The 12,108-nt window shown below is 38.8% G+C and carries 11 protein-coding genes; 7 read left to right on the top strand and 4 right to left on the bottom strand.

What is annotated here, in order from left to right; all coding sequences use genetic code 11:
• Positions 1-1,807: 1,807 nt before the first annotated feature.
• The gene (locus tag ACFIKO_RS03020; protein WP_375620242.1) at positions 1,808-2,323 is read right to left on the bottom strand and encodes a short-chain dehydrogenase; all 516 of its coding nucleotides are present in this window, start codon (positions 2,321-2,323) and stop codon (positions 1,808-1,810) included.
• Between the two features lie 18 nt (positions 2,324-2,341).
• Positions 2,342-2,905, bottom strand: coding sequence for an NADPH-dependent FMN reductase (locus ACFIKO_RS03025; protein WP_375620243.1), 564 nt, complete (start codon positions 2,903-2,905; stop codon positions 2,342-2,344).
• Positions 2,906-3,388: 483 nt separating this feature from the next.
• Here ACFIKO_RS03025 and ACFIKO_RS03030 point away from each other — a divergent pair, with 483 nt between their 5' ends.
• From ACFIKO_RS03030 to ACFIKO_RS03060, 7 genes are all read left to right on the top strand, one after another.
• The gene (locus tag ACFIKO_RS03030; protein WP_375620244.1) at positions 3,389-3,532 is read left to right on the top strand and encodes a hypothetical protein; all 144 of its coding nucleotides are present in this window, start codon (positions 3,389-3,391) and stop codon (positions 3,530-3,532) included.
• Positions 3,533-3,810: 278 nt separating this feature from the next.
• Complete coding sequence (locus tag ACFIKO_RS03035; protein WP_375673240.1) at positions 3,811-4,368, top strand: hypothetical protein; 558 nt, start codon at positions 3,811-3,813, stop codon at positions 4,366-4,368.
• A gap of 56 nt (positions 4,369-4,424) precedes the next feature.
• A complete protein-coding gene (locus ACFIKO_RS03040; RefSeq protein ID WP_375673241.1) occupies positions 4,425-4,586 on the top strand; it encodes a hypothetical protein in 162 nt (53 codons plus the stop codon).
• A gap of 334 nt (positions 4,587-4,920) precedes the next feature.
• Positions 4,921-5,205, top strand: coding sequence for a hypothetical protein (locus ACFIKO_RS03045; protein WP_375673242.1), 285 nt, complete (start codon positions 4,921-4,923; stop codon positions 5,203-5,205).
• 24 nt (positions 5,206-5,229) lie between these two features.
• The gene (locus ACFIKO_RS03050) at positions 5,230-5,436 is read left to right on the top strand and encodes a hypothetical protein (RefSeq protein WP_375673243.1); all 207 of its coding nucleotides are present in this window, start codon (positions 5,230-5,232) and stop codon (positions 5,434-5,436) included.
• A 478-nt stretch (positions 5,437-5,914) separates the two neighbouring features.
• Positions 5,915-6,292, top strand: coding sequence for a hypothetical protein (locus ACFIKO_RS03055; protein ID WP_375620248.1), 378 nt, complete (start codon positions 5,915-5,917; stop codon positions 6,290-6,292).
• Between the two features lie 9 nt (positions 6,293-6,301).
• Positions 6,302-7,465, top strand: a complete 1,164-nt coding sequence (locus ACFIKO_RS03060) for a DUF6990 domain-containing protein (RefSeq protein ID WP_375673244.1) — start codon at positions 6,302-6,304, stop codon at positions 7,463-7,465.
• A gap of 470 nt (positions 7,466-7,935) precedes the next feature.
• On the opposite strand, the gene ACFIKO_RS03065 is transcribed toward ACFIKO_RS03060, so the two are convergent.
• Positions 7,936-8,259: a hypothetical protein gene (locus tag ACFIKO_RS03065; protein ID WP_375620250.1), complete on the bottom strand. Its 324-nt coding sequence runs from the start codon at positions 8,257-8,259 to the stop codon at positions 7,936-7,938.
• Positions 8,260-11,352: 3,093 nt separating this feature from the next.
• Positions 11,353-11,922, bottom strand: coding sequence for a hypothetical protein (locus tag ACFIKO_RS03070; RefSeq protein WP_375620251.1), 570 nt, complete (start codon positions 11,920-11,922; stop codon positions 11,353-11,355).
• Positions 11,923-12,108: the final 186 nt, after the last annotated feature.

Raw genomic sequence — 12,108 nt, forward strand, 5'->3', positions numbered from 1 at the left:
CTGTGAATTTGCAAAATCGCAAAAACGTGAAACTGTAACGGCTAGAACGTGTGATTGGTCAAGAGCCGTGAGGGTTGTGAGGCGGTTTGGGTAAAGAGGGTGCCAATGGAGATGCAAAGGTTGGATTGTGAAATGCGTCATTGGAATAGAGGAGTTTTGTGAAAAGGGCTGATGGCAATGAATAGGCTGATGATAGGCTTGTAACAGGTTTTGGCTGTTTATCGGAGGCTTCCTGTTTTCTGTGAATTTGCAAAATCGTAAAAACGTGAAACTGTAACGTCTAGAACGTGTGATTGGTCAAGAGCCGTGAGGGTTGTGAGGCGGTTTGGGAGAAGAGGGTGCCAATGGAGATGCAAAGGTTGGATTGTGAAATGCGTCATTGGAATAGGGGGAGTTTTGTGAAAGGGAAGTGTGTGTGGAATGGTGTTAAAAAGATAAGAAAAATAAAGCGCGCGTGTGGTGCTGTTATTTCTTTTATTAAGCGTTTGATCTCGTATTACAAGGTTACGAAACAATTAAATGCAGCGCTGAAAAAGCGCATGTAGTGCTCGTGTCATGGGGGAGGCATAAGTTTTAGATCATGCCATTGCTTCATGGCTTGGGAGGAGGGCATCGATTGTTTTTCTCATTTTACGCTGATCTCTGGGGGAAAAGAGCTGATGGCAATGAATAGGCTGATGATAGGTTTGTAACAGGTTTTGGCTGTTTATCGGAGGCTTCCTGTTTTCTGTGAATTTGCAAAATCGTAAAAACGTGAAACTGTAACGGCTAGAACGTGTGATTGGTCAAGAGCCGTGAGGGTTGTGAGGCGGTTTAGGAGAAGAGGGTGCCAACGGAGACGCAAAGGTTGGATTGTGAAATGCGTTAAAATTGAGAGAAGTTTTTCGTATCTTTGGTATCTTGTATATGATTAGTGAGTTTTCCTTATAAGGCTTTAAATTTAGCTGAATTCACCACTTTTTTGAGTTTAATGGCTTGAAAGTTCACGGTTCTTTATTTTACGTTTTCTTATTTGCTGTCGTAAAATGCATTTAAAGCAAGTATGCTTGCTAATTGTGTTTTCTATCGGTTTTTTCTTTTCGGTTTATTGCGATAATTTTTTATCATGTTGACTCTATGAGGGTGCTTTTTGCACGCTGACTGTAAGGGTGCCTAATTTTCATTCGGTTCTGATATGGTGCTTTTTATAATATATCATCCCATGATGTCATAAAATTCTGTTTTGATATAAGCTTTCTTGGTATGTTTAAGTGTTGTTTTAAGAAGCGTGTTGAAATTTCTTTAAAAAAGTTTGTCGCGTATGAGTATTATGGGAAGATTATGAGCGGGAAGTCAACTCGAACCTGCTAAAATTTGGACTGTTGAAAGAGAAGTTTTTCGTGGGAACCTTACGTTTTTTAGAAATCATCGTTCTTTGAGGTGTGGAAAGAAAGGTCAGCTTTAAAATAGACAAAAAATTCTAAACATAATTTGCTGTTTTAAGTTTTATGCCATAATGCTGCCCCTTAAGATAACGCCCCATAAGATTATGTTCTCTAAGTTGCGTGAGAGGGAATAAACCGTGAGAGGGAATAAGCCCGTGTGAAGATCATAAACCGTCAGAGGGGGATAAGCCTGTGTGAGAATGGTTTAAAAAAACGCTTGGTTCTGGGGCTGTTGATATAAGGATGCTGTTTAGAGGCGGTAAGGGAGGGGGATTGTTCGTTCGCAAAGCCTATGATGTAAAGAGTATGGGATACTCAAGAGGATGTTCGGGTATGGATAGAGATTGAAGGGGCGTTGCTTCTTTGCAAAGCATAGGTATTGATCATAAGTTTTGTTTATTCATATGGTTTTTTATGGCATCCAGTACCTGTTGGCTTATCTCCTGATGGGTCAGCCATCGTGAACCTTTTGGTGTTGTTTTTTGTCCTAATCGAATGGGGATAAAATCAACCTTATTTTTGCGCGCACACTCGAGGATCATTTGATCATGCGTGTTGGAATTAAAAATATGAAGAATACAGGGTGGTTTAGGCAAAAGAGCTAACTGCTCAATTAATGCGCAAGAAAATGCATGGGCGGGCGAATGAATCCATAATATGCAATATTTTAGATCATGCCATTGCTTCACAGCTTCTAAAAATTGTGCCTTTGATGCGGCACAATCATAATCCAACGGCACGCACAATTGTTTGTTGTGCAATGCCTCAAGCTGGACTTTATGTGAAAGAAAGCGTGCAACAATAATCACTTCTTGCGGTTCTAGTGATTGACAGAAAGGGGCAAGCATCCCGGTACCCCCTACCACTAAATAACGATAGTGTGCATCCTTTTTTTTCATGCCCCCTCCCTCTTTGCTTTAAATCACACTTCGTTGCTTTAAAAATGTACACATTTCATCAGCAAGCCTTTCACAACGGGTTTGTACCTCTTCACTTATAACTTTCCAAGTACGTCCTTCATCATCTGAGGAAAAATCTTCGTTGGAAGAGGCGATTTGACATTGGAGTGTATAACCATAAAGCGTGTGCACCACCGGCACTAAATGCTCACACGGTTGTGCGCATTTTTTGGCGGTACTCCCATGAGAGATAAGCCCAACAGGTTTATTTAAAAAGGCATTATAAGCTAAATTATCAAGAGCATTCTTTAAAACACCTGAATAAGACCCTTGATAAACGGGGCTTGCTAAAATAATACCATCAGCCGCTGCAATGGTTTTTACAAACTCACGAACCGCAGCATTTGGATTAGCCTCAACCTGATGATGATAATCTGGATCTGTCATCGGTAAGGGCTGTTCACGCAAATCAACCCACTGAAGTGATGCACCCCGTTTCATGAGGCAATCCGCTAAATAATTGGCTAAAGTTCTTGTTAAGGAAGGTTGACGCACAGACCCCAAAATAATTGCTATATTCAATAGGATTCTCCTTTATCTTTTCCAGACAAGCCTATAACGCAAGGCTTAAAAAGAATTGTGAGTAAAATGACGCGTATCATTATGCTGTTTATAAGGAGCAGTTGTGATGATACCGCATAGTTATAGAATCAGTCCATGCTAACAAGATTGTTGACAAAACAACACCTCAAACTTGTAAGGGAATGTTAGTGCTTTCATTAATATTAAAATGCTTGATCTCAAGAATCGCGGCTGTCTCTCTGTCTTAGAAGCACTTCTATGAATATATTCTGAGCTATTGGCTTGCAAGATCCTCAATGAAAAAAAGGAAGATATCGTCATATTTTGATTTATAATAATCATTGATCTTTTTTAATTGGAATAAGAGTGTTGTGAGATTTTCTCATTTCAAATGCTCTTATTGCGCAATCATTTGCGCATCAATGGAAGTTCCTTTTTTCATGTCTTAAGTGGGGGCAGAAAACAATTGAGAAAAGAAAAAAAATGCCTCTATCGTTTCAAGTAATAAGGGCTATCGTAGAGGAACGAGTATGGCTTGTTGCAAGGGAGGGTAAGACTATTATAGAGGCAGCAGGGGGAGCGATAGCGCCGGATTACACTTTGTTATTGAAACAATGGTGGGGATAGATTTTATAGTAAGGGGGATATATTCATGAGGGCGCTATTGTTATCCTCTTCATGGGTGCTGTTCGTGAAATGGGGTGTGTGCGCGTTGGTTTGCAAGTGTTGAGAGATGTTTCTTTAAAACAAGCACGTGAATTGGCAAAAGTATTGGCAACATAAATATGCAATACGAGTGTTTTCTGGGGTGTTTTGTTTAACGACAATGGACGAAATTTTATTTGAGAGCTTATTCGTGTTCTCATAAAGTTAGGGACAAAAAGTTGTATAAAAAGGAAGAGAAAATGAAGGGGGAAAATTCCACATTTTATAACAAACTGTGCTCTTTTGTTTTTGGAAAATCATTTCGTTCTTATAAAGACCATATTATCATTTGTCTTATTTCTATCATTATTGGGATAGGTCATAAAGCTCTTTTGATCCCATTAGAATCCAAGTGGTCGTTGAGTGTATCGCAGGATAGCGCTCTTTTGGCGCTCTTTGTTCTGCGTGAAGTCGTCATGGTGTGTGTTGTTGCCTTGATGCCTGTTTTATTGGTGCTTTATCTCATCTTAACGTATTTGTTGAAAAAAAAGATTCAGCAGTTAGAAGAGGCTATACAGCAACGGGATCACACAACCGATCAACAAAATAATCCGGTAAAAAAGGATAGAGAAAAAATAAGCAGTTTTTTTATCGTATTCCTTTGGTTGATATTTCTGCTGGAAGTCTTTTTTCCTGCGAGTGTTGTCATGATCATTTTGGAATTTTATTATTTTGTTTTCAAGCGCGTGAGAACGTATTGTAGAGTAAAACGGGAATTAAAACGCATAAGAAAAGAGCGCGATAAGGCGCTTTTGTAGCTATAGTGAAGGGGGAAGAGGCAATGTTTGGAAGCTCGTGACACAAGAAGAGGGGATTGGTTGGAAAATCATCAGACAAAGAGGATAAAGAAGCCTATCAGGTTTGTAATGAGGAGGATGCTCTTATCATTTGGAAGAGCAACTGCGCTTTTAGAAAGTTGGGGTTTTTTGTTGAAAATAAGGGAAGTGCCATGCATCGTACTTTTAGTGGTGCTTAAAAGAGCGGGCATGAGATAAAGAAATGCGGTTTTCATAAAAAAAGGAAGAGCAATGAAGTGGAAAAATTCAGCATTTTGTAATGAACTGTGCTATTTTTTTAGGAAAGAGTATTTTTCTGCGCGAGAGTATGTTGTCATTTGTTTCCTCTCACTCATTATTGAGTTGTGCAACAGGATTTTCTTTTTCCCATCCTTAGGGAGCAATGGGGAATGGACAGGGTGGCAGGATACACCCCTTTTTCTCTCTCTGTGTGCGTTTTGGAAAGTTATTACAGTGTGTGTTTGGGTCTTGTTCCCAGTTATGTTGATACTCTGCATCATATTGTGGCGTTTGTTGGTAAAAAATACTCGGAAATTGAAAGAAATAAACCAGCAACGGGGTAAAATAACCGATCAAAAGGATCGGTATAAAGAAAAAGTGAGGTGGAAAATGGACAATATTCTTGTCGGGATATTTGGTCTCTTGCTTATATTCGTGACAGTGTGGGTTGCTTTTATTCCCATGATGATTTTGGAACTTTATTATGGTGTCTTTAAGCAGGTGAGAACGTATTGCTGTTTAAGAAAAGAACTGAAAAGCGTCTTGCAAGAACAGGATACAGCGCTTGAGAAGTCATGAGAGGGAAAAAATAATGAAAAAATTATGAGAGATTCAACATTTAAAGGGATTGCTCTCTATACCATTTTGCTTCTGTTATGTTTTGGTGCTCTTTATGGGTTGTCCGTAAACATTGCTCTAAGGAGCAGTTTGGGTGGCTTTGAGTGGAAGAAAAGCCGATTATGGATCATTGATTATGGGCCATTATTGATTAAAGCGTTATTACATGAGAGCGTAGGGTTTAGAGCTTAGAGTGAGCGCTTGGGACTTACTTTATCGTTTGAAATGTGAGGAAGGAACGGTTTTGCTCGTAGGGGGGCGCGGTATATGGGTTGTTTTCGTATTTTTAGGCGCTTTGTTCACTCAAGCTTTGAAATGAATCCTATTGAAGTGGGGATGCAGGGGCATTTTTTTGAAAATAGGAGAATTTTTTGGAAAAAAGCTGAATTGTGACTATCGGTTACAGATTGGCGCGGTTTGAAAATCTTTATTGTTTGAAATGTGAGGAAGGTAAGAGGGGCCCAAGGTAGCACGGAATATTATAATTTTTATTATGACGCAAACCATAACGGCCTGTGTACTTTTCTTTATTCTGGTGATATTTGGGTTTTGCATCATCATAATGCGTAAATTGGAAAAAAAGATCTAGAAACGAGAAGAGGCAATCTCTGTGTGAGAGCAAATAAGCTCTCTGTCGCACGGGTCTTTTCAAAGAGTGAGAGGGGAATACATGAAGGAGCAAAATTGGACATCAGAGCAAGAAACGCATAAAAGAGCGCATTCTTTTTCGCTCCAGCAAGCGTTTCTTTCAGCAAAGGATTATAAAGTTATCTTTGCTACTGCTGTTCTTATCATCATCTGGAGAATGATTCTAGAAATACCAGATGTATTAAATTGGCAGCTGACAGGGTGGCAATATATTGTGCATGCCGTTCTCTTTAAAACGACGGTCGCCATAACGGTCTGTGTCATTATTTTTATTCCGGTTATGTTACGGCTTCGCACCAAAGTGACGTGTGAGTTGCAAAAAAATATTCAGAAACTAGAAGAAGCAATCTCTGTAGGAGAGCACATAAGCTCTCTGTCGCACGGGCTTTGTAAAGACTGAGAGGGGAAAATGAACAGTGATCCTATAGCCGTACTTCTATTAGATCCCGAGTTCTGGGTATTTATTGCTATTTTCATGATCATTATCATGCTTGTTGTGGCTCTTTATACCTCTGTCTTCAAACGGATGAAAATGAATTTCCAAGTGAAAGGCGCGCTGGAAAGAGTGCTTAAAGAAAATGATCTTGCAACGCAGCAGTTTTGGAAAGACGAAGCCGTGGTGCAGGAGAGGCGTTTGCAACTAAAGGAAAAAGAGTTCTCTGTCGATTATGATGATGATGAAATTCTCACGATAGAAAGTGCAACAGGGCTTTTAAGAAGCTTGGGATGGTCGGTGGAAATCGAGGGAAAAGGAGATTATTTGGCAACCCTCTTTTTACCAGATCGTGAAGTGCAGTTTCTTTATAACGAGAAACGAGTGGAAGAATTTTCCCCCTTTGATCGTGGACTTTTAATTATGAGCGGTATTTTTGCTGCGGCTTGTCAGACGATTAATCCTCATAATTCTGGGGTTTTGCCAACGGTATTTATGAACTTTGTGCCCAATGGATTGGAAATTTTTGAAGAAAAAGTGAGCGCCCAGCGTTTAAAGAAAGCTCTCGATAAAACTTTAAAATGGACAATGGAAGATGATTCTTTGCATGAAATGTTTCGCTCTCAATATAGTCTTCCCCCTTGGGAAAAAGACTCTTTATCTTGGGCACTGGGTGATGAAGTAGAGTTCGCACCTTATGCTTTGCTGCATCTTGCAGCTCTTGCCTTGCTGGGTGATGTTGAGACTTTAGCTTCTTATGACGAAAGTTTTACGGCAGGGGAAAAGCTTGGCTTTGATGAAACCATTGAAAAAGTTCATTTGGAACGCGCGATGGTGATTGCTCAAGAAGTGAAAAGGGAAGGAAAGTTCAGTTACGATCTTCTGGAACGGGTTGCTGAGAAGTGGTCTATAGCCATGGACTATCAGCTTTTCAGAGTAAGATCTCCTAATACGTGTAATCAAAAACGAGATTTTCATAAAAAATTAGTTGAGGAGAAAAAACAAGAATTAAGGGAACAAGGATTTGAAGGGGTGAGTGATGAACAGTTCGTGTTTGAAGCAGAGGGGGTAAAATATTCTCCTGATATTACTTATATTAAAGATGGTAAAATCGCATTTATGGATATAAAAATTGATTAGTTTACTCTTCTGTTAAAGAAAAGCACTATGATTGAGACGCTTTCACACCAGAGCAAAATAAAGTGCTCGAAAAATCAAGAATAATAGCCAAGATTTTAAAAAATAGACTGAAAATGGTTTGATCCTCAAGAATAGGGGAGAAAAATCGATTATAAATTCTGCTATCTTCTTAAAGGCGGTCTCTTTTTTGTTAGAAAATGCTCATAAATTATCGCTTATTCAAGCGCTATGAGGGAAGTCTATTAACTAAAGTGGTATGAGAGGGGGGAGCTTAGGGGGATAGCCCTCATTATTTGAGATGTGGGACAAGTAAAAAATGTCATTTTTGAAGGCGGTGATATTTAGCCAATAAAAATAAAAACATTGGAAAAATTAAACTAAAAAAGGCCCCATTTTAAAAGGGCCTCTTTATTTAAATTTTACAATATATACAAAATGTATATAACCTTATTTTAAGAAATTTTTGTATCTTATACTCTAGCGGAAACCAATTGTATAAAATATATAATAATTGATCCTAAAAAACCAGCTATTGCATTCAATAAACTTTTTCCTTTTTCGTATATATCGTTTATTGATGCTTGTTCTGATGCGCTTCTATTACTGACTCTCAGTATATTCAATGTATCCGATGTGTCCCTTACTTGTTTAACAAACTGTAAATTTGTTTTCTCGACAGTATAAGGTGCAACAATAGGAGAGGGTTGTTTATTGACTATACGATCAGATTTTTGAATCGCGAGAGCTAAACCACTTGTAATTGCCCCCGCTATGAAAAAATATCTGATATTCATAGTTTTTCTCCTATATTTATTTCGATAAATAAATATCGATACGTATCATATATAAAATTGATTTGAATAACTATAGTAAAAATACAACAGTCACAAAAAAGAATAAAGTTTGTCTACATTTTGACAAAATTTACCCTTAATTGCCTTAATGAATTCTTTTAGATTCGATTTTATGAAGGCGTAAAAAAGTTTGAAAGCTCTGTAGGGAAGTGGAATCCCATAAGATGGGTGATACAATAGTAGCTAGCAAACATCTTTTTTGTGTCTTTGACTAAGGATTCATAAAATGAGGGTTCATAAGAATGAGATGCGATGAAAGTTAAGTAAAACCCGTTGAGGGGAAGGATGCACTCTTTGAGGGCTGGAGTGCATCCTCTTATGGATTGGATTCTGCCTTATGAGGGTTTGGCAGTATCCGTTGAGGGGAAGGGTGCACTCTTTTGAGGGCTGGAGTGCATCCTCTACAGTTTGGATGCTGCCTTATCAAGGGTTGAGCAGTATCCGTTGAGGGGAAGGATGCACTCTTTTGAGGGCTGGAGTGCATCCTCTACAGTTTGGATGCTGCTTCATGAGGGTTGAGCAGTATCCCGTTGAGGGGAAGGGTGCACTCTTTTGAGGGCTGGAGTGCATCCTCTACAGTTTGGATGCATCCTTGAGAGGGTTGGATGCATCCGCCCCGTGTTTTGAGGGGAAGGGTGCACTCTTTTGAGGGCTGGAGTGCATCCTCTACAGTTTGGATGCTGCTTCATGAGGGTTGAGCAGTATCCGTTGAGGGGAAGGATGCACTCTTTTGAAGGCGGAGTGCATCCTCTACAGTTTGGATGCTGCTTCATGAGGGTTGAGCAGTATCCCGTTGAGGGGAAGGATGCACTCTTTTGAAGGCGGAGTGCATCCTCTACAGTTTGGATACTGCTTCATGAGGGTTGAGCAGTATCCCGTTGAGGGGAAGGGTGCACTCTTTTGAAGGCGGAGTGCATCCTCTACAGTTTGGATACTGCTTCATGAGAGTGAGCAGTATCCATAGGGAAAGGCCTATTCCGTAAAAAACAGGGATAGCCAAAAGATTTGTTTTTATATTTTTATTGATAGGTTGCTGTATTTGTTAGGGCTATTCATTCTTTATTCTCAATATTTAAGATGATTATGTGATCAGGGTTGTTCGTCAATACAATCGTAAAAGACGCTGAGTATTTTTATAAAAATTAAGATATTTTTGTGCCTTTTTCTTGTTTTTTTTATGTTTACACAAGATTTACACTGCTTTTCAACAGTTTGTTTTTTTGCTTCGCTAATGGCGTTGGCTAAACACTTCAATTATTTTAACTGTTTCAACACCGCCTTAAAATAACAGTGCTTTATAATATGACAAAATGAGCTGTATAACGTTTGATTCTTGTGATTCTTGCGGGATGCTAGAAAGAGGGGGATGTTAGGAGAGATGTTGTATATATTTTTAGTTTATCTTTTAAAGCAGGAAGATCAACATATTTGAGAAGAATATGAAGTGCTATGGATAAAGCTTCCCTCCGTCTTTCCGGATATATTTCTTATTCGGTTTGGCGGTTAAAGAGCAATAGCTGAATGGAATCACGCTTGCTTCATGTTTTTATCCTCACGCTTTAGATTTTTTCTCATGGGAATGCCAGTTTTTTAATGGGGTCTTACGCGCCTTACGTAAAACAGAATGTTCCAAACAGAATATACTTGTGTTGCACATTTATGTCTTTGTTTAAAAAACATCATGTTGTCTTATCTCACAATAATGTTGGTAAATGGGATAATGGAGAAATCTCTTGTGAAGTGTAGAAGCCCTTCTTTAAAATCTCATAAGGGGAAAGCCAGCACTATCATACTATTCTAGCGTCTAATATGATGACAGCCTTTGGCTCTTGAGAGTGTTCATAAGAGGCATTTTGATTCTTTATCTTTGACGTGTTTTATTTCATATGTCTCTCATGTTGGTAACGTGCAAAAGACACGGCGTTGATTGTTGCAACATGAAATAAATTTAAAATGAGAGAACCCCTATGATATTCGGGTCTCTTATTTTAATATGAAGAACGGGTGATTATAATTATAAATCAATATGGTGTCGTGATACATCAACCTGTTGGTGGGCTACAGAATAAAGAAAGTCATCAAATATAAGTTATTCTGTTATGTCGTAAAACACTGTCATTTGCGGTTTAGTGATATGAGAGCCAGCCGCCTTGGATATGTTTTAAGTGTTTTTTTAAGGGCGTGGTGAATCTTTAGGGCAGGGCTTGTTTTGTTGCGCCTTGAGTTTAGCTGAAAACCTTGAATGGAAAACCAAGAGTGAAGTCTATCCAAGCTGTTTGTAGATCAGATTGGGTTAAGAACCTTTGTTCTTTGAGGATGGAACGCAAGCCAATTTGACAAAAGAATGATCTATTTTGCGGGGAGATTTTATGGAGGAATATAATAAAGCTCATAAGAGAGTGATTTAAGACAATACAATTATAAAAAAGTACAGTCATAAAAAAAGTCCTCCGTTACAATCAGAGGACTAAAAGCAGGAGAATTTTAACATTGGCTAGTAGGACATGTTAAAAAATGAATCCAAAAGACCGTATTCAATCCACAGATCCATACTTACAAAACTATTACGCTACAATTAGCAGAGAATTGAAAAGATATCAATATAAAAAATACTTTTTACAAAAAAGAAGATTGTGTCATTTTGCATTAAAAATTAATGAATACTTTTTTCAATTGAATATTTATTTTGAGACTCGACATTAATTAAACAATTAAATTGTATTTAAATAAACTGTATTTAAAGCTGTTATGATGTATGCAAGCATCTTAAACAAAACTTATTCTTCAATAAAAAATGAATAAACTTAAAAGAACCTCATGATGACAGGACTGGTGTGGGGGAAGGATTTTTGTTTTTAAGGGTGTGGAGTGTATCTTGAGTGGGTGTGGAGTGAAGTATTGTCCTTTTGGGTGTGGGGGGTGAAGTGGTGGAAGAGGTTGGGGGGGAGAGCTGTTGGATGATTAAGCGGTGTGTGGGGGGGGGGTAGAGGGGGCAGCAACATAGGAGGCAGCTTTGAATGGCGAGGAGGGGGATTATTCAAAATGTTTATGGTTTGCATATCCCCAATGAAATGCTAGCAAGTCTAAACAATCTCGTAAATGATCGGCAAGGGAATTTTGTTTGCGTTTTGAAGAACTTAATTCTTTGATTGCTTGTCCATAGCCGATAACGCGTTCAAGCAGTGAATAGCCAAGAATACCCAGTTGAACTTTGATTGTTTTTAAATGATTAGATGCTTCTATTTGACGTTCAATGGGGTGTGTGTATCCTTGGCTACAGGAAACCTTTTCACGGGTGTAGTCAAGGCTCATGTGGAGATCGGCTTGACTTTGACGCCAGTAAAAATAAAAACGTTCTGCCGCTTTATATTGGGCTTTGCTGAGATGTCCTTTGGCGTATAAAAGTGCAATGGGATGGCTTTGTGCATTGGCAATGGCATTGATGGTGCGTGGATTGCTAGAGTTTTCTGGATGATTGGGTTGAAAATAAGGATTACTCGTTTCAACAGGGATTTCTTGCGCCTTTAAATGACCAATGTGCTTTCCTTTATCTTGATGATCAAGCGGGCAGGTTTGCGTATTTTTTTTCTCTTGATGGTTCATATCATCTCCTTAAAAATTTTAAATTTGCTTCGCTGTGCAAAAGAAATGGGATTATGCTGTTATATGCTTGTTGAGGGATGCGTTTTTATGTCTGCTTTTTTGCGTGAGGGGCAATTTTCTAAAAGGGTGAGGGGGCGCTTCTGTTGGCATTGTTATTGGTTTATAGGGGAGGCTTTACGGGAGCGG

Origin of the sequence: Bartonella sp. TS82HLJMH, from assembly GCF_042193495.1 — a bacterium.
Classification (GTDB): domain Bacteria; phylum Pseudomonadota; class Alphaproteobacteria; order Rhizobiales; family Rhizobiaceae; genus Bartonella; species Bartonella grahamii.

Excerpts from the sequence above, each read along its gene's own strand:
- ACFIKO_RS03065 (WP_375620250.1), bottom strand. The coding sequence starts at position 8,259 with ATGAATATCAGATATTTTTTCATAGCGGGGGCAATTACAAGTGGTTTA.
- ACFIKO_RS03030 (WP_375620244.1), top strand. The coding sequence starts at position 3,389 with ATGCCTCTATCGTTTCAAGTAATAAGGGCTATCGTAGAGGAACGAGTA.
- ACFIKO_RS03050 (WP_375673243.1), top strand. The coding sequence starts at position 5,230 with ATGAGAGATTCAACATTTAAAGGGATTGCTCTCTATACCATTTTGCTT.
- ACFIKO_RS03055 (WP_375620248.1), top strand. The coding sequence starts at position 5,915 with ATGAAGGAGCAAAATTGGACATCAGAGCAAGAAACGCATAAAAGAGCG.
- ACFIKO_RS03020 (WP_375620242.1), bottom strand. The coding sequence starts at position 2,323 with ATGAAAAAAAAGGATGCACACTATCGTTATTTAGTGGTAGGGGGTACC.
- ACFIKO_RS03070 (WP_375620251.1), bottom strand. The coding sequence starts at position 11,922 with ATGAACCATCAAGAGAAAAAAAATACGCAAACCTGCCCGCTTGATCAT.
- ACFIKO_RS03035 (WP_375673240.1), top strand. The coding sequence starts at position 3,811 with ATGAAGGGGGAAAATTCCACATTTTATAACAAACTGTGCTCTTTTGTT.
- ACFIKO_RS03060 (WP_375673244.1), top strand. The coding sequence starts at position 6,302 with ATGAACAGTGATCCTATAGCCGTACTTCTATTAGATCCCGAGTTCTGG.